We start from the raw sequence: 22,206 nt of genomic DNA, 5'->3' as shown, positions 1-22,206 counted from the left end.
GTCAGCCTGCGGAACGTGCTTTCGACAACGGACCGGTGCGCCGAGCGGCCTGTTTGCTTCGGTGCTGCATCATGCTGTTGATCGCGCGGAAGGACATCCGCGAGAGGGAAACCGCCAGTTTGTTGCTCTGCAAGCCCTGCTTCTGGTAGCGCAACGCTTTGCGGACGGCGGCGAAGCCGTACTCGAGCATCGTCGTTTCGTAGTCGCGGATCGCTTCGACCGTCAGCGTGCCGCTGCGGTGCACCCGGACAAGATTGCGGCACAGCAGATCCGCGTCGCGCAGTGCGGTGTTGCCGCCCAGTCCGCCGACGGGCGACATGCTGTGCACGGCATCGCCGAGCAGCGTGATGTTGGTGCTCTCCCACGGCTTCACCGGGACCGAGGTCTTGTAGGGCACGAGCAGCGCGCTGTCCGGGTCGGACTCCGCGACGAGTCTGCGCAGCTGCGGATGCCAACCGGAGATCAGCCGCTCGATGAACTTCTTGAGCTCGGTGCCATTGAGCGCGTGGATGTTCGCTGGGCAGGCACTTCGGCGGACGACGAAAGCCGTTCCGACGTAAGCGTTGTCACCGGGAGTCGAGGGAAGGTCATCGCGGTCGGTGGTCCGGTCGAACACCGAGATGGAGAGGAAGTAGGGCGCCGGCGCCATAATCATGTTCCGCCCAGTGGACAGGGGCGGTTCCAGCCAGTCACGCACCTCTTCGGTGAGCGGGAGCTTGAGGCCGATCCCGAACGCGTCGGTGTCGACCCGCTCCACCTGTGGCAAGTACTGCCTGCGGATCTGGGAGTTCACGCCGTCGGCACCGACGAGCACGTGGCCGGTTGCCGTGGTGCCGTCGGCGAAGTGCGCGGTGATCATGCCGTCGGGATCGCGCTCGTACCGCTCGAACTTCTTGTTGAAGTGCAGCACGTCGTCGAGGTCGGTCAGCAGCACCTCCCGCAGTGTGACGCGGTCGATGGCGTGCGAACGTTCGGTGGGGCCGGATTCCGGGGCCACCTGCGAATCAGACTCCAGAACCATGAGTTCGTGCAGACCCTCGGTCAGGAAGCGGAAAGCGCCGAGGTCGACGGTGCTGGCGACGAACGCGTCCCAGGTCGTCGTCGGGAGACAGGAGTGCAGCGCTTTCGCCCCGTCCGGATCGATGTGGATCCGATAGCCCTCCAGGCGGTCGGTCCTGGTGCGGTCGCGCTCGTAGACGGCTACATCCGCACCGGCTCGTTTCAACCCCTGCGCCAGGCACAGCCCACCGATACCACCGCCGATGACGATGACCTTGAACGATGTGTCGGACATTCTTCCGTGGCCTCCTGTGCTCCCGGTATTCGTCATCGGCGTCGTGGCGCCGCCCGGATGTTCCCATTCGGTTGTTGGTTGCTCGCCGCGCAATCCGGTCGGTAAGGTGCGGAATGTGTTGGCAATCGATGACCTGAGCCGTCGATTGCCGCGATTCGCGCTGGTGACGCGAAGTTCACCGCGGTGGCGAACTCACCCCCAGGTTTGTCCAGCCCCCGCGCAGACTTTTTCATACTAGCCCTTGGACGGTCCAGGATGCAGTTGCACGACATAGAGACGAAAGCCGGGTACGACTTGTGGGCTGGTTCCTACGAGCAGACGCCGAACCCGGTGGTCGCAGTGGACGCGCAGCACAGCATCCGGCTGCTGGCGCCGGCTTCCGGGGAGCGGATTCTGGATGCGGGGTGCGGCACCGGCCGCAACCTCGCCGCGATGCTCACCGCCGGGGCGGCGCCCGTGGGTGTCGATTTCTCCGCGGGCATGCTGGAGGTCGCTCGAATCCGTTGCCCGGAGGTTCCGGTCTTCGAAGCGGACCTACAGGGTGTGCTGCCTTTCGACGACGCCGCATTCGACGCGGTCTACTGCGCGCTGCTCGGCGAACACCTGGACCATCCCGGCCGGGCCACCGCCGAGTTCCACCGGGTGCTGCGCCCCGGCGGTCGGCTGGTGTTCTCCGTCTTCCACCCAATGATGGCGGTGACAGGGATGTCGGCGCAGTTCGAGTACGACGGCAGGGCCTACAAGCTGGTGGCCCACCCCTACGCCGTCGACGACTACGAGGGCTGGCTTGCGGAGTCGGGTTTCACCGCGGTGCAACACCACGAGTTCGTCGGCGATGACCGGATGGTCGCCGAGGTGCCGTGGTCGTCCTGGCTCGTGGGACAACCGATTCTGCTCGTGCTCACGGCGAAGAAACCCGCCTGTTGACGTCCGTGCGCCGGATCGTGCCGCCGCTGCTGACCGCCGAAGGGCCGTCGGCGGCCCTGATCTCGAAACCGTTCACGGACTCCATCAGCCGCGAAGCAGAACTCGTCGACGGCGGGGGCCGGCGCTTCCGAGGCCACCTCGTTCCGCTCCTGCCGCAGTCCGCCGCTTCTTCTGAATTTACCGCAGGGAATATTCCGCATCGTTTCCGAAAATCCCCCATGAACAGCATTCATCAATACTCTGCGAATATTCGATCCAGCGTCTTCACTCGAAAGGAGGGTCGCGATCGTGTGGCACCTCCGTGCCATGCATGTTTACACTCGTACCGTGCGAACGGTTAATCAACGCGTCTCGACCGGTAGGGCTACATCACGGACCGTTCCATGGAAAACCGGGGTGGAAGAGCTGCTTCGTCAGCGGCAATGAGACCTGATTCGTTGTCCATTTGAGCTACGCGTCCGGCAAGATGCCGCTGCGGAATGCTTGATTCCGAGCTTCTGCAAGAGGGCGATCGCAGGCGCACCGGCATCGTTTTCCAGAATCGATGCTCTCGGGATCGGCGAAATCTGGGGTTCGCTAAAGAATATTTCTGCGGTTTCATTGAGTATCCAGCGACCCGCTGATGCCTCACCGCCCGAAACGAGCACCTCGTTTGCGGTCGTGCGCAGCGGCGACTGATTAACGCGCATGGCGGATGTCGTGGTCGGCGCTTGACCGTCTCGATGCGGCGAGCTCACGGACGGACGCGCAGTGTCCAAGCCAGCGGTTACGGCCCCCTCGACCCCCAATGCCACGTAGCTTAAGTTGATCATGCTGCTCGGGGTTGGAGGGGATGGAACCGGATGGTGGCTGGCCCGTCGTGGCGGATGCTGGCGGGTTCGCCGGGTTTCTTCACCCGGTAACTGTTGTGGCGGGCGCGTTTCACTGCGCGCGGACATGTCCGGTGACGGCGGCGCGGGATGCGCAGGCCCGCGATGTTGGCCAAGATATGGGGTAGTGCCTCAATCCAGTCCTGAGGGGGGAATGTCCGCCGTCCCGGTAGCGGTGCGGCGGATCAGACGCAGGGTCTGGGTGAAGGAGATCCGGTCTGGGTCCAGTTCAGCGGCCGTGGCGGCCTGGGTGATCAGCGCGGCGATCGCGTGGTGCACGATCAGCCAGGCCCATATCTCCTGGTGCACCAGATCCGGTAGCCGGGAGCGCAGTACCCGGCCGGGTCCCCGCAGGTGGGTTTTCAGCTGGTCGTTGCCGGTTTCCTGTTCCCACCGCTGATGGTATGCGTCGGCCAGTTCATCGGCGTGGGCGTGGGTCGGGTCGGTGATCGTGGTCAGCAGCGCGATCAGCTCACCGGTGCCGTTGCCGACCCGGTCGGGTACGTCGTACTCGATCACTCTGGCCCACTGGGCCTGGTCAGGATCGATGTCCTCTCCGGCTTGGGCGGCCGCCAGCAGGCGTTCCCGACGGGCTCGGTGGTGGATGCTCGGGTTGATCAGGATGGTCAGGTACGTGCCGTCGGACAGAACCCGCACCACCGGCAACGCCAGTTGGGTCGGGGCCCGCCACAGCAGCGCGGCACCGGTGCCGGCAGCCAGTTTCCACGCCTGGTAGGAGTAGAAGTTCCGATCCGCGGTCAGTAATTCATCCGCGTGCAGCCGAGGGTAGAGCCGGCCGGCCAGGGTCTTCTCCCCGACTGAGTAGGCGTCGACTTCGGCGGCGAGGAAGGCGTGGGTGCCGCACTCGGATAACGCCACCACCCGCGCCTTGGGGTAGGCCGACCGGCTGACACCGGATCCGGCGTAGCCGAACTCGGCGGCGTTGGCGTCGGTGTCGGGCATGTCCACATCGAACCCGTCGATAGCCAGCAGCCGCCAGTCACGCAGCCACGCTCCCCGGGCCCGGCCGGTCGCCAGCAGCCCGGCCATGGGGGCGGATTCCCCGGCCACCGGGCCGCAGGTCCGTTCGAAGATTTCGGGGAACACGGCACGGCCCAGCCGTTTCCGGGCCTGGGTGATCGCGCTGGCGGTGGGCGCACTCCAGGCGGCGTCCCAGCATCCCCACCGGTCCAGCGACCCCGTGACCTTGGTCGCGACCTCGGTGTAGTCATCCTCGGTGAACAAACACAACGCCATCGTCAGGTAGGCCACCACATGCGGTGGGAGTTTCCCGTCCGCACGTAGGGCCCCGACCCCGCACACCGCGACCGCTTCCTCGACCGCATCCCGGGGCACCGCCGCCACCAGCACACCGAGCGAGACCTGATCTGGCGACACCACACCCACATCCACGAGGAGTAACCGTGCCATCTACCCGCGTGATGATCAGGTCACCACGCCGAATCAGCAGCAAAACCCTGACACAACACCATGATCAACTTACGCTACGTGGCATTGCCCTCGACCCTCGTGGCACCGCCGCAGGTTCAAATCCTGTCGTCCCGAAAGAGCCCGCTGGACGGCGCGAAAGCGCAGTTCGGCGGGCTCTTTTGTGTTTCGGTGTGGATTTTGCGTTGATCGCGAGGTCGAGATCGAATCGGTGGTCCAGGGGCTAATCAGGAGCGTGGGCGTCAGGTTTTGGCGAGACGTGCAGAAGGGGGCGCATTTCGTGGTTACGCGGTGCAGTTGTTGATGAATTTCCGACAACGGCTCTGTGCTGTGCTGAAGTATCGCGAACGGCGCGCGTGTCGGTTGGTGGCGGTTGGAGGTGGCTGGATTCGCCAGGGTGCGGCCGACCGTGGCGAACGGCACGATGACCAGCGTAATGAGGGTGCTGCCGATTTCGCGCGTAACTGTAGCCGGTGACGGCGGTGGGGTCGGGTAGACCTTTTTAGGCACGGCTTCTTGCGCAGACCACGTCACGCAGTGGTCATCAGGCGTTGACCGCCGTGGTGTCCTTGTCACTGGCGCAGCACTGCGCCCCGGACTCCGTGGGGGCCGCACTGAAGGTTTGGGAGTCGGCCTTGACGACGTAGACCTCCCAGGGTTCGCGGCCGGGGCCGTGCACCCACACCTTGTCCTGCCGGGCGTAGCAACAGGTCGTGTCTTCCTCGACTTCGGTGAACAAGCCGAGTGCCGTGAGCCGTTCGGTGGCGTTGTCGACCTGCTCGGTGCTGTCGACCTCGACCCCGAGGTGGTCCAGCACCGTGTCCTGGCCGGGCTCGCCCTCCAACAGGATCAGCTTGAGCGGCGGTTCGGCGATGGCGAAGTTTGCATAGCCCGGCCGCCGCTTGGCCGGTTCGGCGCCGAAGAGCTTCGAGTAGAACGCGATCGATCTTTCGAGGTCGCCGACTCGAAGGGCGAGTTGCATGCGAGACATCTCATCCCCTTGTTTAGATGTCCATCTAATTAGCTGCTGAGGCCAGCTCGGCTCTTGGTTTGACGACTGTCAAGATAGAAGCATGTCGAAACAAGACGGGCAGGTCGACGATGCGGCCTTGTGCTGCTCGCCGGTAATGCGGGAGCCGTTGACCGCGGAGCAGTCGGCCGAGCTGGCCCGGGTGTTCAAGGCGATCGGCGAGCCGGTGCGACTGCGGCTGCTGTCGTTGATCGCCTCGCACGCTGGCGGGGAGGCGTGCGTGTGCGATCTGACCGGGGCGTTCGAGCTGTCCGGGCCGACGATCTCGCACCACCTCAAGGTGTTGCGCGAGGCCGGGGTGATCGAGGGCGAACGGCGCGGGACCTGGATCTACTACCGGGTGCGCCCCGAGACCCTGTGGGCCGTCTCGTCCGTGCTGGTGCCCGCTGACGCCGGGGCGGTCACCGCATGAGCCGGGCAGTGGACGCGCCGGTGGTGGCGCGGTTGTCGACGCTGGACCGGTTGCTGCCGGTGTGGATCGGTGCGGCGTTGGTGGTCGGTCTGCTGGCGGGGCGGTGGATTCCCGGTCTCGGTCTGGCACTGGACGCGGTGCAGGTCGACGGGATCTCGCTGCCGATCGCGCTGGGCCTACTAGTGATGATGTACCCGGTGCTAGCGAAGGTCCGCTACGACCGGTTGGACACCGTCACCGGCGACAAGCGGCTCATGGTGTCCTCGCTGGTGCTGAACTGGGTTGTGGGTCCGGCGGTGATGTTCGCGCTGGCCTGGGTGTTCCTGCCCGACCTGCCCGAGTACCGCACGGGCCTGATCATCGTCGGTCTGGCGCGCTGCATCGCGATGGTGATCATCTGGAACGACCTGGCGTGCGGGGACCGGGAGGCCGCCGCCGTGCTGGTGGCGTTGAACTCGGTGTTCCAGGTGATCGCGTTCGCAGGTCTCGGCTGGTTCTACCTGTCGGTGCTACCGGGCTGGCTCGGCCTGCCCACGGTCGGGCTGGAGGTCTCGGCTTGGCAGATCGCAAAGTCCGTCCTGATCTTCCTCGGCATCCCGCTGGTCGCCGGGTACCTGACGCGCAAGCTCGGTGAACGCGCCAAGGGCTGGGACTGGTATGAAACCCGGTTCTTGCCCAAGATCGGGCCGGTCGCCCTTTACGGGCTGCTGTTCACCATCGTGATCCTCTTCGCGCTGCAAGGCGACCAAATCACCAGCCAACCGGTCGACGTCGTCCGCATCGCCGTGCCGCTGCTGGCCTACTTCGCGATCATCTGGGCCGGATCGTTCGCGCTGGGCAAGGTCATCGGGCTGAGCTACGAGCGGTCCGTGACGCTGTCGTTCACCGCGGCGGGCAACAACTTCGAACTCGCCATCGCGGTCGCCATCGCCACCTTCGGCGTCACCAGCGGGCAAGCCTTGGCCGGGGTCGTCGGCCCCCTCATCGAGGTGCCCGTGCTGGTCGCCCTGGTCTACGTCTCGTTGGCCGCCCGCCGTTGGTTCAGCGCTACCGCCTCGGTCGACACCGAGCGCGCCCGCACCACCTCGTGACCACCTTGGAGTGATCGTGTCCCGCACACCCGAAGTCCTGTTCGTCTGCGTGCACAACGCCGGACGTTCCCAGATGGCCGCCGCCCTGCTTCAGCACCACGCCCAAGGCACGGTGACGGTGCGCTCGGCTGGATCTGCCCCGGCCGAGACCATCAACCCCGCCGTCCTGACCGTCATGGCCGAACTCGGTCTCGACCTGTCGAACGAGGTCCCCAAAAAACTGTCCACCGACGCCGTCGAAGCCGCCGACGTGGTGATCACGATGGGCTGCGGCGACGCCTGCCCCGTCTTCCCCGGCAAGCGCTACCTCGACTGGCAACTCACCGACCCCGCAGGAAAGAACGTCGACGACGTCCGCACGATCCGCGACGACATCGACCGCCGCATCCGCGACCTACTGGCCGAGCTGATCCCAACGGAGGGCGGTGGCCGGTGAAACCTGGCAGCACCGCCTGTCCTTTGACCTAGGGTCAGGACCGGCCTGGCCGCCGGTTGGTCATTCGCCCGCAGCCTCGGGGGCCCAACTGTTCGGGGAGCTGGGTAAGGATGTGTCGTTTCGGGTTGGTATGGCTTGCCGTGAAGGAACCTGGCAGGCTGGCGAGAGCCAAGTCGGTCTGCCAGGAACTTGGTTTCCCAACATGGTTGGGTGGCGGCGAGTTGCGTCGTGACAGCCCGATGGAAACCCACGTAAGACCAGCACTGTGCTGGCGGCGGGTATCGCCACGGGAAGACCAGCGCCGGACGGGCGCTGGCCAACGTCGGCACCGTAAGGTGTCGGTGCGCCAGACCGTGGCAGGGCGATCCCGTTGTTGAGCCCGACCGTCGCGGCTGCGATCTCGCCGCGGCTCAGCGCCTCCATCTCGACCGCGACACTGTCGTAGACGGTCGGTTTCTGCGTGCCCAGCCGGTTGAGGTAGTCCGCTCCGAAGTTGCGGATGAGGAAGTCCATCAGCGAAAGGTTGTAGCTGCCTGCTCCGATCTGCACCGTGCCGATCGCATCGCGGTAGCGGTCGTCCAGCAGGTCGGACCATTCGGTGGGTGCCTGCGCCGGTGGAACCACCTTTGTGTTGTAGGCGAAGGCGTACACCGAGTAGAAGCTCGAGACGAACAGGCCGTCGTCGAAGACCGCGCCGGTCGAGCGCAGCTCATCGTCGAAGGGTGTCCGGTAGCGTGGCCCGTGCTCGCAGAAGCACGTTCCAGTGCATCTCCTTGAGCGGGCCGGCTACCCACGCGGCGCTGACTGCGAGAACCTCGGCGCCGCGATCGACCAGCGCCCGACCCATCTCCGGAAATCGAAGGTCGTAGCAGTTGAGCAGGCCGACGGTGAACCCATCGATGACGAAGGTGCACAGTTCGGACAGGTCACCGCGGGTATCGGCCGGGCTGACCTTGTCCGATTCGCGCCATGAGAACGCGTCGAAAAGGTGCACCTTGTCGTAGGCCCCGCGGAGGCTCCCGTCCGGCCCCACGACGATCAGCCTGTTCCGGGGGCGCACGTCACCAACATCGGCGAAGACGCCAGCGATCACGTGCAAATGCTCGCGTACGGCGATCTCGCTGACTCGCTCGATGAACTCCGTACCCACCGAAGCGGCTGCCTTGAGCTGCTCGGCGGAGGAGTCCCAGGCGAACATCGACGCCTCGGGGAACACCACCAGACGTGCACCGCGCGACCAGCGACACCAGCCAGTTCGCCCATCCGGAGCAGGTTCGCCTGCATGTCGGAGCCAGCGGAGAACTGGGCGACCGCGACTACCGGCTCCTCAGCTGCTTGGCGTTGTCCCATCCGAGCCACCTATCAAAACGTTTTTCGTCAAATGGTTTTGACTAGGATGGGTGTGGCCTGTCGACCTGTCAAGATGTTCGGCGGGAACGACGACGTCTCGAACGAGGAGGCACAGGTTGTCCGAGTCCGACGAAGCCTCAGCGATGCCGAGGGTGACGATTCGCGACGTTGCCAAGCGCGCTGGCGTCTCGATCAGCACTGTCTCGCATGCTCTGTCCCGCAGACGCCCGATCTCCGAGGCAACCAGGCAGCGCGTGCTGGAAGCAGTCGACGAACTGGGCTACGGTGCTGACCCGCACGCTCGGTCGCTACGAACGGGGCGGTCCGGCATCATCGGCTTGATCTTGCGGCCGCGGGATGCCGTGCATGGATCGCTGGCCGGCTCTCAAACGTTCAACCGGCTAGCCGGCGCCATCGCCACGACAGTGCTCGAGCGCAACCTGGGGCTCATCCACGTTCCTGACATGCTTGATCCTGCAGGTCAACGCGTGCCGATGGATGGCTGCATCGTGGCGCACCCCTACGGGGACGACAAAGTGCTCGGGGAGCTGATGCGTCGCAATGTCCCCGTGGTAACTGTCGACGAAGATCCCGACCGTCCCGACTTCGCGTGGTCGGTCACGCTCGGGCACCGCGCCGCGGTGACCGAGCTCCTCGATGGGTTGCGAGCTGAGGGCGCGCGTCGCGTCATGCTTCTCACCGGAACCGAGGACAACGCGTGGAACCGCAGGTCAACCGAGGCATACCGCGCGTGGGCGCGCAAGCATCGGATGCGACCGCAACAACATGCGCTCTACGAAGGAGAAGGCGTTGACGGAGCGGTGCGCTTCATAGCACCTATCTTGGCCGGCAACCGGCCGCCGGACGCCATCGTGGCCGCTGCCAGCCGATTCGCATCCGGTGCCGCCCAGGCGGCCGAGAAGGCTGGAATGAACGTTCCGGACGATCTGATGATCGCTTCCCTCACAGACAGCGAATTCACCCGCGCCAACAATCCGCCGATCACCGCAGTCGATCTCGTTCTGGAAGAACTCGCCCTCCGGGCAGTCGACCTCTTACTAGGCCGCCTGAACGGTCAACCCGCCCCAGCAGTGCCCCCCGTCCTGCAGCCTGAGCTGCGATGGCGCCAGTCCACTACGAGAAACCGATAACACTTACCCGAACTCTTCGCCGCGATCACCGAGCGGTGGCCCAGTGAGCACAGGGCTAACGTTATTCGGGGGAAATCTTGGCCTGCCTTCGCCGGAAAGCAAGAACCGCGACAACGAGCACGCACATGACGGCGAGGAGCAGGAAAAGCCCCCAAGGAATGGCCCACGCGTGCGTCGTGTTCTCGGCGGCGGGGAGCGGGGCTGTCGAGCCCGCCGCGTCAGTAAGCAGCGGGACGAGGGTGACCGTCCCGGTCAGTTGCAGCGCAGAAACCACTCCGCGGAACGGCACGGAAACCTGCCACGTTTCGCCTGGGAGCAGCTGGGGCGAATCGTCGATCTGCCCGGAGGGGACGGGCCAGCTCCCGAAGGGGCCGGAAAGGGATACCGCTTGCCGGGCCGAGAGGATGACGTTGCCGCTGTTGCGGATCGTGTAGGTGGTGGTGGCGTCACCCTTGCCGAACGGGTTGGGCGTGCCCGAGTAGTGCACGCCCAGACCCTCGACCGACAGGCCCGGCTTGAGCCCGCCACCTACGCGCAGCTGCATCCGGATGCCGACACGTCGCTCCACACCACCCTGCGTCAGCGAGGTGACGATGCCGCCCATGTGGTCGCCGGGCGTGGCGTTTTCCGGAACGGTGACGGTGAACGGCACCTCGGCGGACTGGCCGGGCTGGATCGTGAGGTGGTCTTGGCTCGGATCGACCCATGCGCCCACGCCGGTCGACGTCGCGTCTTCGGTGACGAGGTCGAGTTGGCCGGCATCAGTGGTGAACGCGTCCGCGCTGTATACGGCCAGGTCAAGCGAGGTCGTGCCGTGGTTGGCGACCACCAGACCGTCCTCGATCCGCCCGCCCGGGTCGACGGTGTAGCTGTAGTTGTTCCGGTCGGAGCCGAATTCGTTGGCGGCCGTGCGCACCGTCCACGGGACGGCGTCGGCTCCGGCAGCGAGTCCGGTTCCCACTCCGGCGAGGCCGGCTACAGCGAGCAGTGCGACGACAACGGCGCGAGCGAGGGCTCCGGCCACTGTGGCCGGTCGGGATGTGGAGTGCATCTGGTGATCCTCGAACGGAATGGGCGGGATGAAAGGCAGGTGGTGGGGTGGACACCAGCGGTGTCCACCCCACCACGCGGAGCGGGTTGGATCAGTTCAGCGCGGTCAGCGTCTCGCTGCCCGCGACATCCTGCTGCCGAACCCAGTCGGGCCCACCCTGGGCCGGGTGGTCACCGTTGCCGTTTCCGGTGCCGTTTTGCTTGCCCTTGTCCTTGGCGGTATACGGCTGGATCGCAACCTTGTCGACGACGGAGCCGACCGGCGGGGCAGCGTCGGCACCGTTGTTCGGGCCGCACCACTTCACCTTGCCCAGCTCCACCGCAGCGTTGGGGGCAGCACAGGTGCTGCTGCGGATGTTCTCGACGACGAGCTTGTCGTCACGCACCTCGACCTTGACGTAGGTACGGACGTGCTCCTGGTTCTCGACCGAGTTGGCCCAGTGGCTGTTGGGGTTCAGCGGGTCGGGGCCGAAGTCCGAACCGGGGATCGGAGCGGTGAGGTCGTAGTACTTCGAACCCGAGGCGGAGTTCGCCGTCACGTAGATGACGCCGCCCGGGCCCTGAGCCACCTGGGTGGCACCGGGCTGCTCATCCGGGTTCGCCTTCTCGCCATTCTTGATCATGTAGCTACGGGAGTAGCTGTGGTCGTGACCCTGCAGGACCAGGTCGACGCCGAGGTTGGAGAAGGCGGTCGGGAAGTCCTGGCGGCGCTGCTTGTTGTCGGTGTCGTTGGCGTGGCTGGCCGGCGAGTAGATCGAGTGGTGGTAGACCAGCACCGTGTACTTCGCCTTGCCGCCCTGCTGGTTGATCACGTCGGTGATGTAGCCGAGGTGCGCCTCGTCAGCGCCGTTGGCGTAGGCGTTGCTGTTGATGTCGATGAACAGCACGTCCTTGTAGATGTACCAGTAGTCGCCGCCGGACTGGGTGTCGGGGCTGCCCTTGTAGTACGACGCCGAACGGTCGGTGTTCGGGGTCCAGAAGTGCTGCTCGTAGGCCTTGCCGCCGACGTCGTGGTTACCGATGGTGGCGGCCCACGGGTACTGGCGCAGCTTGTCGGGCGCCAGGAACGCGTCCCACTGCGGCTCGGTGTTGGCGGTCTCGACCTGGTCGCCGCCGGAGACCAGCAGCTCCGCGTTCGGGGTCGCGGTCAGGGCGACGTCCAGGGTGTCCTTCCACCCTTCGCCGTCCTTCGCCACGTTGCCGGACGAGCCGATCTGCGGGTCGCCGAAGAACAGGAAGTCGAAGTCGCCCTTGAAGTCCTGGGTCTTGAAGGAGTACGTCGGGGACCAGCTGTCCCCGGCACCGACGCGGTAGGAGTACGCGGTGTCCTTCTTCAGGCCGTCGATCGTCGCGTGACCGTTGAAGCCGCCGTTGACGCTGTTCGCGGCGACGGTCGCCGGGAAGGTCACGGCGTTCTTCGGGAACTGGCCGTCGATGAGCTTGTCGGTCGGGGCGACCTGCACGACCTGCGCGGTGTCGGTCGAGGAGTACCAGCTCACGACGCGCTGGGATTCCTTGGCACCGACACCGAGGATGATGCCGGTGAGCGTCGCGGGCTCATCGGCGAAGGCCGCGCTCATCTGACCGGTGCCGAACGCCACGACGACGCCCATGGCAGCCGCCGTGACACCGCGAGCGACGCGGCGTCGGACAAGCCCCGAGGCATCGTTGGATTTGGTTGTCTTCATTGAATTTGCATCCGTTCCGGTCTTAAGGGTGAGAAGACCGGTTCGTAGCGTTTCCGCTGTTGACGTCGTCCAGGTGAACGTGGACGGACGGACTCGTTGCACGAGCCGGAAGAGCTAGTACGTCAGAGTCCGAAAATTCGCTGCACGAACCACGCCACGCCCATCACCGAGACGCCGGCCGAGATGACCCCGGTCGTCCATCGCCGCGCGACCGGGAGGCGGTGGCGCAGCAGGGCGAGCAGCGGGAAGACAACCGCGATGATCGCCAACTGCACGACCTCGATACCGAGGTTGAACACGAGCAACGACCAGAGCAGCGTCCACGACCAAGCCTCGTCGATACCCAGCGCCTCGGCGAAACCGAGTCCGTGCACGAGGCCGAAGCAGAAGACCACCGCAAGCCGAGCCCAGCCAGCACGATCTAAAAGCCTGTTGGTGAATGGTCTGGGTGGGTGGTCGCTTAGCGGAACCTGAGAGGTTCCCTGGACTGCGGGTGCCCCTCCTGATGTATGTCCAATACGCGGCGGAGGGGCCGTCCTCGCCAGAAAACCTCTCAGAACCCGCCGATGGTCGTCTTGGCAAGGTGGCTGCAAGCGGCTACGCCGCTTCCAAAGGCGCGGACGGCATTCGCCGACAGGCTCTAAGCTGAGGCGACCGGACTCGGCCGCCTCGAGATCGGTGGCGTGCGACCCGCGGCGCCATAGCCGCCAGAGCGGCCAGGCCGCGACGACCGCAATCGAGAGCGCGATGGCGGGCTCCACGAACGACGCAGGCACCCGCACGAGGCCGAGTGCGGCGAGTATGAAGGTCACCGAGTGGGCGAGCGTGAATGTCGTTGCCGCCAGCACGATTTCGCGCAGGCGGCGTGAGCCCGCGATGAGCGCCAGCAGGAACAGGATGTGGTCGAGCCCGGTGAGCAGATGCTCCGCCCCGAGCTGGAAGAACTCCCAGAACCGCTCGGCCCAGGACTGCTGCGTGGAGAACGACGGCTGCCTCGCGTCGAGCGCGGCGCTGCCGGAGGTCAGGTCGAGGTCGTAGGTGACGATCGTCTTGGTGTCGCGCACATAGCCCTCGGAATCCGGGAAGAGCCCGCTGTGCACCTCGTGCGAATCTGCGGCCGCGCACCGGTAGTCGAGAACCAGCCGCGCGTACGGCACGCCGTCGCGTTCTTCGATCGCGAAGTGGCCGTCCTGCGTCGGGGTGCACGCCTGCCCCTGGGCGGTGACGCCGAAGCGACCGGTCACGTACTTGACGACCGAGCCGGCGTGGGTGTCGAGCGCGGCGGCCTGCGCTGCCGAGTCCCGGACCTCGAATGCCGCGTTGCCTTGCCGGAAGAGCGGATCGTTGCGCTCGTAGTCGGCAACCGAGACGACGAGCAGGTCGTACTCCAGTCCGAGCTCAGCCCGGACATGCCCCGTTTCGGGCGAGGTGACGTCGACGTACGCAGTCGAGGAGAAGCCGTGTGCGAGAGCGGGCGCTGCATTCAGTACGACGGCCACGGCCACGGCCACGGCAGCGGCGGCGACGATGGCGCGGAAACGACGTCGGGGAAGGTCTGGCATGAACTCCTCTTTCTGCGGTCGACCGCAGACTGCTCGGGGCAAACGAACGAGCGGCAGACCACGAGCGAACAAACGGCGACCGCATTTCGAAGGAGAAAGGCCGCGCATCGGAAATCCCCGTCGATCGGGTAGGAAGGAGACGACCTTCTCGCCCGCCTGGGAGGATGATCCGCTTGCGCTCGCGACTTCTGGCCGCCGGCATGACCTCGGCAGCCGCGATCGCCGTACTGGTCAGCGGATGCGGTTCCCCCGACGACTGGTCCCAACCGCACGCCAAGCCCAGCCCGGTCGGCACCCTCGGCCCCGGGTTCGTCAACCCCGCCGCGCCGCCCACCCCGGAGGCGACGATCACGCCCAGCCCCGGCTCCTGGGACGGGGTCCGTCCGTCGCCTGGCTACCGCGTGGTGCTGCTCACCGCGGGAGACGACCCCCAGACCAGGACTCTGGTGACCGCCGTGACGGAGTGGGCCGAGGAGGAGCAGATCAGCCTCAAGATTGTCACGGCCGACGAGCCCGGCCAGCTCATCGAGCACATCGTCGAAGCCATCGACCTGGGACCCGACCTCGTCATCAGCGCCGGCAACGATCTCGTCGATCCGCTCGCCGTGGTCACGGCCAGCCATCTCGACCAGCAGTTCCTCGTGCTCGGCGCCGAGTTGGCCGAGCCCACGGCGAACGTCACCGCAGCCAACTGGACCGGCGCGTCATTCCGCGGCGAGGGTCTCGGCATGTCCTCGACGTACGATCCCGCCTCGATCACGCCCGAACGCGCCGCAGCCGCCGTCAGGGCAGGAGTCGCCAGCGTGCTGAACGGCCTGACCGGAATCGTGATCCGGCTCGACTAACGCCTCGCTCCACGGCGAAGAACCGTTGCGGTGGTCGGCGATCTGAGGTTGGTGTCCGCATTGCTAGCCGGACCCGCTCCCGCGGTGCGCATTCCGCTCGCACAGCCAGGGCACGGCTTCAGATCGTCAACGGCGGACCGTAATGCTCTCGGCTCAAAGCCACGATCCTTCCCGCATCAGGCATCGAGAGAATGCGCCCTGCCGCCAGGAAGCGGTCGGCTCACCGGCAGGCGACACCACGCCACTACGGCTTGCGGCCTATCGCGCCGTAGGCGTCCAACGGCTCTCCCGCGCCGGTCTGGTCAGCGCCAGGCCGCCAGTGGTTGATCGGGGTCAGACCAGGCCCGGCCACCTCCAGCCCGTCGAAGAACTTCGCCACCTGCTCCACCGAGCACAGCCGGTACGGGATCGCGCCGCTGTTCGCGTACTCCTCAGCCGCTTTGCACGCCGTCTCACTGACGTTGGTGTTCTCCCACAACACCAAGTAGCTGCCGGACGGAACCGCTGCCATCACCTGGCGCGTAATCGACAACGCCTCCTCGTAATCGGGGACATGCCCGAGTACGCCCATGAACATCACCGCGATCGGCTGTGTGAAGTTCAGCGTGGACCGGGCATCCGAAACGATCACCTCGGGCTCGTGGTAGTCGGCGTCGACGAACGCGGTCACGCCCGCGTCAGTGGTGTTGGTCAGCAACGCTCGGGCGTGCGTCAGCACCAGCGGGTCATTGTCGACGTAGACGACCTTCGACTCCGGCGCGACCGCCTGGGCCACCTCGTGGGTGTTCTGCAGCGTCGGCAGCCCCGTCCCGATATCGAGGAACTGACGGACACCGGCCTCAGCTGCAAGATAGTGCACCGCCCTCATCAAAAACTGCCGAGATTCCTTGGCGATCTGCACGATCTCCGGCTGGAGAGCAATCCACTCGTCCCCCGCAGCCCGGTCGACGGCGTAGTAGTCCTTCCCGCCCTGCCAGTAGTTCCAGATCCGCGGCGATGACGGTGCGGTGTAGTCGATGTCAGCGCTATCAGCCACCAGGTACTCCGTTCCTCGTCACGGGGCCTCCGCCCGTACCTTAGTGGTCTCGCCCGTAAGTGCTTCGGGTCTTGATCATGCGGCCTTCGGGGTGGTATCGGGTGTGTGGTCGGCGGTGTCGGCGGTGTCGGCGGTGTCGTGGGTGTCGTGGGTGTCGATGCGGGCGAGCAGGTCATGCAGGTCGTTGGTGGTGAACTTCCAGCGGAACGGCGTGGCGGTGGCGTTGTAGCGGTTCTGGAAAGACAGCAGGCGTTGCTCAACTTCGGCTAGGTCGGTGAAGTCGTTGGGAGACACGACTTTGCGTTGCACGATCGAGAAGAAGACCTCGATCTGGTTCAGCCAGGAGGCGTGAGTCGGGGTGTGCACCATGACCGCGTTGGGGAATCGTTTGGCCAATCGGTCGATCGCGGCTTGGCCGCGGTGGGAGGAGCCGTTGTCCACGACCCAGAACACCCGCTTGGCCGAGGCGTAGGGCTGGGTGGTCATGACCTGCTCGACTAGCGCCATGAACGGGACGATGCCGGTGGCGGGCTCGCAACGGCCGAACACCCGGGCGTGGTGCACGTCGTAGGCGGCCAGGTAGGCAAGCGCTCCGCCCCGGGTGTACTCGTGCTCGACGCGCATCATTCGGGCCTTGCCCGGCGGGAGCGTGGGATGGCAGCGGCAGCGGGCCTGGATCGAGGTCTTCTCGTCAGAAGAGATCACGAACTCGTTGCCGGTCAACGGTTCGCCGTCCCATATGCCGGTGTAGAGGTCCAGCACCCGGGCGGCCCGAGTGGCGAAGTGCGGGTCGCGCACGGAGATCCAGGACCGATACTGCCAGGGTTTGAGCGCGTCAGCGGCCAGCCAGCGACGTACGGTCGAGGGGGAGATCGCTGTGACCACGCCACGGGTCACGGCTTCACGGGCGAGTTCCGGGCACGACCACCGGGACAGCGGCGTTGCGGTCTCGGCCGGTAGCTGGCAGGCCAGAGCCTTGAGCTCGGCGACCTGCACGGGGGTGAAGCGCGGTGGCCGGCCACTGCGCTTCTTATCCCGGAGCCCGTCCACGCCGTCGGCGGCGAACCGGTCCCGCCAGCAGCGCACCGTGTCCAGGTGCACGCCCACCCGAGCGGCGATGCGGTTGTTGGCGTAGCCACGCCCGGCCAGCAACACGATCTGGGCGCGGACCTTGTCCCGATGCGGTGTCTTGTGACCGTAGGCGCGTCGTTTCAACACACGCCGCTGAGCTGCGGTGAGAATCACCGGGGTGGCAGACATGCCAGGCATGACGGGGGCGACCCCAATCCATGATCGACAACCAGGGTTCGCGCACCCTGCCATACGATGATCACGGTTCGCGTCGGCCTGCTGGTCTGGCAGCATCACCATCATGCCTACCCCGCCGGAATCGACCAAGATCTCGTTGCGTCAACGGCTGCGTGCTCATGCAAGAACCCACTGGCCCCGGGTGGCCGACCTGCGGTTTCGCTACCGCGGCCAGTTCGCCTACGTCGAGGGCGAACTGACAGACGGCGAGGTCTGGCCGCTGATACGACTGAGGTACACAGGCTCGGCCAGCCAATGGGGCTTCGCGCTGTACCTGGCCAGTTCCGGGAAGTACGAAGACCAGATCCTGCCCAGCGGCCTCCCCGTAGGCAGCCCGGAAGAAGCCCTCGATTGCGCAGCCGGTCTCTACCTCACAACACCCGACATCTGACCCGCACAAGACCCACAGGCCGTCAACCCCCGAAAAACTTCCGGCGGCGACCACTTAGCGTGACACCCCAAACGGCTTTCCGTCACCATCAGCGTTCCCAGACCACCTGCATCTGTTGGGGCAGCACGCCAAAATCCGGCGTACCAATCGCTCGCTGCGTGTTTGGTGACGTCTGCTGCGACTGCCTGCCTCCGACGACTTCACATCCGGGCAGGCTCATGATCGGAGAGTGCCCGGAACCGGCACCGCCAGTCACCCGACCGAGTTCGGCCCCGCGGGGGCGTACTTCTGCGTGATCGTCCCGGTTTTCCGGACTGCCGCGTGCTTTTCGCGAGCACTGCTGCGCGTTGCCTGGGCGGGTGCATTGCGTGATCTCCGGTGGTCTGAAATGGTCTAGCCACCTAAAGTCGGTGTCTGAGGCCGAAAGCAACGATCTGTCTGGGGAGGTCGACCGCTCCTGATCGCAGTGATCGTCGACAGTCCCATTGTCGCGCGGCCCAGGGCAGTGGACGAGGCCTGGGCTCGGCCCTGTTCCCCGTGTCAGATACGGGTTTCCGCATATCCACGTCCGAACCAGCCGTGCCGGGGCCCCTCACCGATGCGGTGGCAGGAGCGGCTTCCATCCGCTCCATTTCCGTTCCAGCGCCAAGGCACATCCATTCCATGATGAAACGAGGAGCATGCAGTGAAGGTCGAGAAGTGGATCGTGCGGGAGCACGTCGATGGCGTGCCCGATGTCGACCGGATGTATCAGAAGGTGGTCGAGGACCTCGTCGTCGACCTCGCCGACGACGAGATGCTGCTCCGGACGAGGTACGTCTCCGTCGACCTCTTCCTGCACGGCATCACCCTGGCCACTCCGGTCGGTACGCACGCGGGAGGCGACTCGATCATGGAGGTGATCGAGGCCGGGCCGCGAGCGGCGTTCGCGGTCGGCGACCTCGTGCAGGGCTGGGGCGGCTGGCGCACCCACCTCGTGAGCACCGGTGCCGAGATGCCGTGGAACACCGGTCCGTTCCCGATGGTCTTCCCGGCCTTCCGCAAGCTGAACCCGCAGCACTTCGACGATGCGCTTCCACTCCCGACGGCCTTGGGCGTCATGGGCGGTGCGGGCTTGACCGCGTGGGGCACGATGACCAAGTTCCTGACGGTCCGCCCCGGTGACACGGTGGTGATCAGCGCTGCTTCCGGCGCGATCGGCACCCTGGTCGGCCAACTGTCCAAGCGAGCGGGCGCCCGGGTTGTCGGGACCACCGGTTCCGCCGGGAAGGCGGAGTACCTGACTGGTCTCGGCTTCGACGAGGTGATCCACTACCGGTACGGCGACGCCGCCGACGCGGTGCGCGAAGCACTCGAGAAGGCGGCGCCAGACGGCGTGGACAAGTACTTCGACAACATGGGCGGCACCATCACCGACGTGGTGTTCCGGATGCTCAACGTGCAAAGCCAGGTGGCGGTGTGCTGGCAGTGGGAGAGCCAGGTCGGGGAGGAGGACACCGGTCCTCGCCTGCTGCCCCACGTCATGTACCCGCGCACCACTATCCGCGGCATCTACGCCCTGGAGTGGTTCACCGAGGACAACTGGAACGCACTGGAGAAAGACCTCGGCGGCATGATCCGGCGCGGCGAGATCACCTACGACCAGACCATCTACGACGGCTTCGGTGCCATTCCGGCGGCATACCGCAGCCTCTACCTGGGGCGCGAGGCCAATCGCGGGAAGGTGCTCGTACGGGTGTGATGCCGTTGCGGCTCGCCCGGCGCTTCCGGGGGCCGGATCCTGGGCGGTGTTTCAGTCGCTTAGCCGGCGGGCGACCCGGCTTACTTTCCGTATGGCTGTTTCAGTGCGTTCTCGATCGCCGTGGCCGCGACTCGGAGTCGGCGGACCGATTCGTCGATCCTGCCGATCAGGCGCGATGTGGGACCGGAGATGTTGATGACGGCGGTCAGCTCACCCGTGTGGTCGCGGATCGGGACGCCGACCGACGTCAGACCGATCTCCACTTCCTCGCTGGCCATCGCGTAGCCCATGGAGCGCTCGGCGTGCAGTCGCTCCAGAAGTTCGTCGAGGGTACGAGGCGCCGCTGGGGCGGAGATCGGCATTCGGAGGTCCTCTTCGGTGAGTGCTTCGACCAGTTCGTCGTCGGAGTCGAACAGCAAAGCCCGTCCGGATGCTGTGCAGTGCATTGGGGAGCTCCGTCCCACCCAGCCGCCGGCTCGAAGGGATTGGGTGGATTCCTCGCGCAGGACGGTGAACGATCGGTTTCCCCGTTGCACGGACAGCAACGCCACCTCGCCGGTGCGTGCCACGATCCCGCGGAGCGCGGGGCGGGCCGCACGCAGCAGCGCCGTGTCTCCCGCGCTGGAAGCCAGCACCAGCAGGGTCCATCCCAACCGGTAGCGCTTGGTCTGAGGGTCTTGTTCGACCAGGCCGCCGCGTTCGAGCGCCTTGAGCATCCGGGAGACCTGGCTTCTCTCCCGCCCGACGGCCCGAGCGAGGTCGCTCACTCCGTGGTCGTGCCCGGCGCCCCCGACGCCGAAGGCCAGTAGAAGCTCGGCGACACGTTCCGCTCCAGATGCCATGCCTGAAATCATCTCACGTGTTGCTGTGTTGGCAACATGATGATCAATGTCCTTCCAGCTCTCCCAGCTCATGGCAGTTTATGTGTTGCTGTGAAAGCAACGCGTGTGGACCGTTCGGGTATGGCGTGCTTAGCGTTGCGGTACTGCGAACAATCGCGGGTACAGGTCGCTTTCGAAGAGGAGAGTGGACGGCCGATGACTGCCGACGTGGACGCCACGACGTCCCGAGATCAGCTGTACGGGCCCCAGACAGAGCTGGGCGTGAAGAACTTCCCGGTGCGTGGCCGCGCCTTCGGTGATCTGATGCCGTTCGTGCACAACTACGCCCGGGTCAAACTCGCGGCCGCACGGGTCAACCACGCGTCAGGTGTGCTCGACGAGGCACGCTGCGATGCCATCGTCACCGCGTGCCAGGAGATCATCGCGGGCGAGCACGCCGACCAGTTCCCGACCCCGCTGGTGCACGGCGGCGGCGGCACCACCGCGAACATGAACATCAACGAGGTGCTCGCGGCGCGGGCGAGCACCATCGCCTGGGTCGCGGTCCACCCGAACGACCACGTCAACGCGTCGCAGTCGACGAACGACACCTACCCCACTGCGATGGCGCTGACGATCCTCGAACTCGTCGAGGCACCGGTTGCGGCATTGCGCGAGCTGTCCGCCGCATTCGAGCGCAAGGCAGCCGAGTTCGACCAGACGCCGCACCTCGGACGCACTTGCCTGCAGGACGCGGTGGTCCTCACCGCCGGGGACACCCACCGGGGCCACGCCGCGGCGATCAGCCGCGTCACGGCCGGGCTTGCGAACGCTGCCGCAGGGCTGAGTGCGGTCCCGATCGGGGCGACCGCGGTCGGCACCGGTATCGGGGCCCCGGACGGGTTCGGCGAGCGGTGCGCCGAGGTGCTGGCCAGCCTGACCGGGCGTCCGGTCACCAGCGCGGAGAACCGCTACGACAGTCTGGCGCACCTCGACCCGTACTCCGAGATCGCCGCGGCCGGAACCCGGGCCGCGATCGCCATGGCCAAGATCGCCGCTGACTTGCGGATCCTCTCCTCCGGCCCGCACGGCGGATTCGGTGACCTCACGATCCCGGCCGTGCAGGCCGGGTCATCCATCATGCCTGCCAAGGTCAACCCGGTGATCCCCGAGTACGTCATGCAGCTCAGCTACCGGGTCCGGGGCCAGAGCCACGCGGTGGACTGCGCCGTCGCGGCCGGGGAACTCGAGCTCAACGTGATGGAGCCGGTCATCCTCGATGCGTTGACGACCATCTTCGACGACATCACGGCCGCTGCCGGAACTTTCGCCCGACGCTGCGTCAACGGCGTGGAATGGAACGGCGTCCACCGGGAGCGCAACCTCACCGGCGCGCTGGACCAGTGGGTGGAACTGTCCGCCGCCGAGGGCTACGAGACCGCCACCGGCCGACTGCGCGGGGATTCCGGGAACGGGGAACGGACAGTATGAGCACCCAAGCGCAGAACACGACCACTGCTCTCGCCTACGAGGACGTTCCGGCCTGGCTTGGAACGGCCCGCATCGCGAGCGCAACCTCGCCGACGCACTCGACCACCGGGTTGAGGTGTCGTCCGCCGAGGGCTCCCAGAGCGTAACCACTCGACTGGGCTTCCATCGAGGTATAGGAGCGCCTGTGATGCCGTTCGCGGCAGCGAGCACCGGAGACGCCGCTGCTCACCGAACGAAATAGCCGTCGCGCAGATACCTGCGGAC

The 22,206-nt window shown here is 66.1% G+C and carries 20 protein-coding genes; 9 read left to right on the top strand and 11 right to left on the bottom strand.

From position 1 onward, the window contains the following. Window position 1: 1 nt before the first annotated feature. The gene (locus tag DL519_RS14730) at window positions 2-1,294 is read right to left on the bottom strand and encodes an FAD-dependent oxidoreductase (RefSeq protein WP_190815561.1); all 1,293 of its coding nucleotides are present in this window, start codon (window positions 1,292-1,294) and stop codon (window positions 2-4) included. Window positions 1,295-1,549: 255 nt separating this feature from the next. Between DL519_RS14730 and DL519_RS14725 the strand changes: the two genes are divergently transcribed. Next, complete coding sequence (locus DL519_RS14725) at window positions 1,550-2,221, top strand: class I SAM-dependent methyltransferase (protein WP_190815559.1); 672 nt, start codon at window positions 1,550-1,552, stop codon at window positions 2,219-2,221. A 1,001-nt stretch (window positions 2,222-3,222) separates the two neighbouring features. Here the strand turns inward: DL519_RS14725 and DL519_RS14720 are convergent. Together DL519_RS14720 and DL519_RS14715 are read right to left on the bottom strand one after the other, a co-directional pair. Further along, a complete protein-coding gene (locus DL519_RS14720; protein ID WP_190815557.1) occupies window positions 3,223-4,521 on the bottom strand; it encodes an IS4 family transposase in 1,299 nt (432 codons plus the stop codon). A gap of 562 nt (window positions 4,522-5,083) precedes the next feature. Beyond that, complete coding sequence (locus DL519_RS14715) at window positions 5,084-5,530, bottom strand: ArsI/CadI family heavy metal resistance metalloenzyme (RefSeq protein ID WP_190815556.1); 447 nt, start codon at window positions 5,528-5,530, stop codon at window positions 5,084-5,086. Between the two features lie 82 nt (window positions 5,531-5,612). Between DL519_RS14715 and DL519_RS14710 the strand changes: the two genes are divergently transcribed. From DL519_RS14710 to DL519_RS14700, 3 genes are read left to right on the top strand one after another with little or no spacing between them, the layout of a single operon-like run. Continuing rightward, complete coding sequence (locus DL519_RS14710) at window positions 5,613-5,981, top strand: ArsR/SmtB family transcription factor (protein ID WP_190815554.1); 369 nt, start codon at window positions 5,613-5,615, stop codon at window positions 5,979-5,981. Further along, on the top strand, window positions 5,978-7,072 hold the full coding sequence (gene arsB, locus DL519_RS14705; RefSeq protein ID WP_190815552.1) for an ACR3 family arsenite efflux transporter: 1,095 nt from the start codon (window positions 5,978-5,980) through the stop codon (window positions 7,070-7,072). Before DL519_RS14710 ends, arsB begins: the two co-directional genes overlap by 4 nt. A 16-nt stretch (window positions 7,073-7,088) precedes the next feature. Further along, window positions 7,089-7,508, top strand: a complete 420-nt coding sequence (locus tag DL519_RS14700) for an arsenate reductase ArsC (RefSeq protein WP_190815550.1) — start codon at window positions 7,089-7,091, stop codon at window positions 7,506-7,508. Between the two features lie 60 nt (window positions 7,509-7,568). Here the strand turns inward: DL519_RS14700 and DL519_RS14695 are convergent, their stop codons facing one another. Continuing rightward, window positions 7,569-8,216, bottom strand: a complete 648-nt coding sequence (locus DL519_RS14695; RefSeq protein WP_190823984.1) for an ABC transporter substrate-binding protein — start codon at window positions 8,214-8,216, stop codon at window positions 7,569-7,571. Between the two features lies 1 nt (window position 8,217). Beyond that, window positions 8,218-8,730 (bottom strand): nitrilase-related carbon-nitrogen hydrolase, encoded by a 513-nt coding sequence (locus tag DL519_RS14690; protein WP_263399806.1) that lies wholly within the window; start codon window positions 8,728-8,730, stop codon window positions 8,218-8,220. 244 nt (window positions 8,731-8,974) lie between these two features. On the opposite strand from DL519_RS14690, the gene DL519_RS14685 reads away from it, so the two are divergent. Continuing rightward, a complete protein-coding gene (locus DL519_RS14685; RefSeq protein WP_223838991.1) occupies window positions 8,975-10,009 on the top strand; it encodes a LacI family DNA-binding transcriptional regulator in 1,035 nt (344 codons plus the stop codon). A 61-nt stretch (window positions 10,010-10,070) separates the two neighbouring features. On the opposite strand, the gene DL519_RS14680 is transcribed toward DL519_RS14685, so the two are convergent. The 3 genes from DL519_RS14680 to DL519_RS14670 form a co-directional block, all read right to left on the bottom strand. Continuing rightward, window positions 10,071-11,060: a WxL protein peptidoglycan domain-containing protein gene (locus tag DL519_RS14680; RefSeq protein ID WP_190815545.1), complete on the bottom strand. Its 990-nt coding sequence runs from the start codon at window positions 11,058-11,060 to the stop codon at window positions 10,071-10,073. Between the two features lie 91 nt (window positions 11,061-11,151). Then, window positions 11,152-12,672, bottom strand: a complete 1,521-nt coding sequence (locus tag DL519_RS14675; protein ID WP_223838989.1) for a purple acid phosphatase family protein — start codon at window positions 12,670-12,672, stop codon at window positions 11,152-11,154. 197 nt (window positions 12,673-12,869) lie between these two features. Then, complete coding sequence (locus DL519_RS14670; protein WP_190815541.1) at window positions 12,870-14,309, bottom strand: HupE/UreJ family protein; 1,440 nt, start codon at window positions 14,307-14,309, stop codon at window positions 12,870-12,872. 173 nt (window positions 14,310-14,482) lie between these two features. On the opposite strand from DL519_RS14670, the gene DL519_RS14665 reads away from it, so the two are divergent. After that, the gene (locus tag DL519_RS14665; protein ID WP_223838987.1) at window positions 14,483-15,154 is read left to right on the top strand and encodes a type 1 periplasmic-binding domain-containing protein; all 672 of its coding nucleotides are present in this window, start codon (window positions 14,483-14,485) and stop codon (window positions 15,152-15,154) included. Between the two features lie 244 nt (window positions 15,155-15,398). Here the strand turns inward: DL519_RS14665 and DL519_RS14660 are convergent, their stop codons facing one another. Together DL519_RS14660 and DL519_RS14655 are read right to left on the bottom strand one after the other, a co-directional pair. After that, a complete protein-coding gene (locus DL519_RS14660; RefSeq protein WP_190815538.1) occupies window positions 15,399-16,190 on the bottom strand; it encodes an SAM-dependent methyltransferase in 792 nt (263 codons plus the stop codon). 75 nt (window positions 16,191-16,265) lie between these two features. Continuing rightward, window positions 16,266-17,459, bottom strand: a complete 1,194-nt coding sequence (locus DL519_RS14655) for an IS630 family transposase (RefSeq protein ID WP_223838985.1) — start codon at window positions 17,457-17,459, stop codon at window positions 16,266-16,268. Between the two features lie 103 nt (window positions 17,460-17,562). On the opposite strand from DL519_RS14655, the gene DL519_RS14650 reads away from it, so the two are divergent. Then, window positions 17,563-17,889, top strand: coding sequence for a hypothetical protein (locus DL519_RS14650; RefSeq protein ID WP_190813758.1), 327 nt, complete (start codon window positions 17,563-17,565; stop codon window positions 17,887-17,889). Window positions 17,890-18,574: 685 nt separating this feature from the next. Beyond that, window positions 18,575-19,630 carry an MDR family NADP-dependent oxidoreductase gene (locus DL519_RS14645; protein WP_190815536.1) on the top strand — a complete coding sequence of 352 codons (1,056 nt, stop codon included), beginning with the start codon at window positions 18,575-18,577 and terminating at the stop codon, window positions 19,628-19,630. An 80-nt stretch (window positions 19,631-19,710) separates the two neighbouring features. Here DL519_RS14645 and DL519_RS14640 read toward each other — a convergent pair whose 3' ends face one another. After that, window positions 19,711-20,472 carry an IclR family transcriptional regulator gene (locus tag DL519_RS14640; protein WP_190815534.1) on the bottom strand — a complete coding sequence of 254 codons (762 nt, stop codon included), beginning with the start codon at window positions 20,470-20,472 and terminating at the stop codon, window positions 19,711-19,713. 195 nt (window positions 20,473-20,667) lie between these two features. Between DL519_RS14640 and DL519_RS14635 the strand changes: the two genes are divergently transcribed. Further along, complete coding sequence (locus DL519_RS14635) at window positions 20,668-21,942, top strand: lyase family protein (protein ID WP_190815525.1); 1,275 nt, start codon at window positions 20,668-20,670, stop codon at window positions 21,940-21,942. Window positions 21,943-22,206 lie beyond the last annotated feature (264 nt).

This window comes from Saccharopolyspora pogona, from assembly GCF_014697215.1.
In the GTDB taxonomy this organism is placed as follows: Bacteria; Actinomycetota; Actinomycetes; order Mycobacteriales; family Pseudonocardiaceae; genus Saccharopolyspora; species Saccharopolyspora hattusasensis.
Note: the sequence above shows the minus strand (reverse complement) of the source record. Positions and strands in the feature narration are given on the sequence as shown.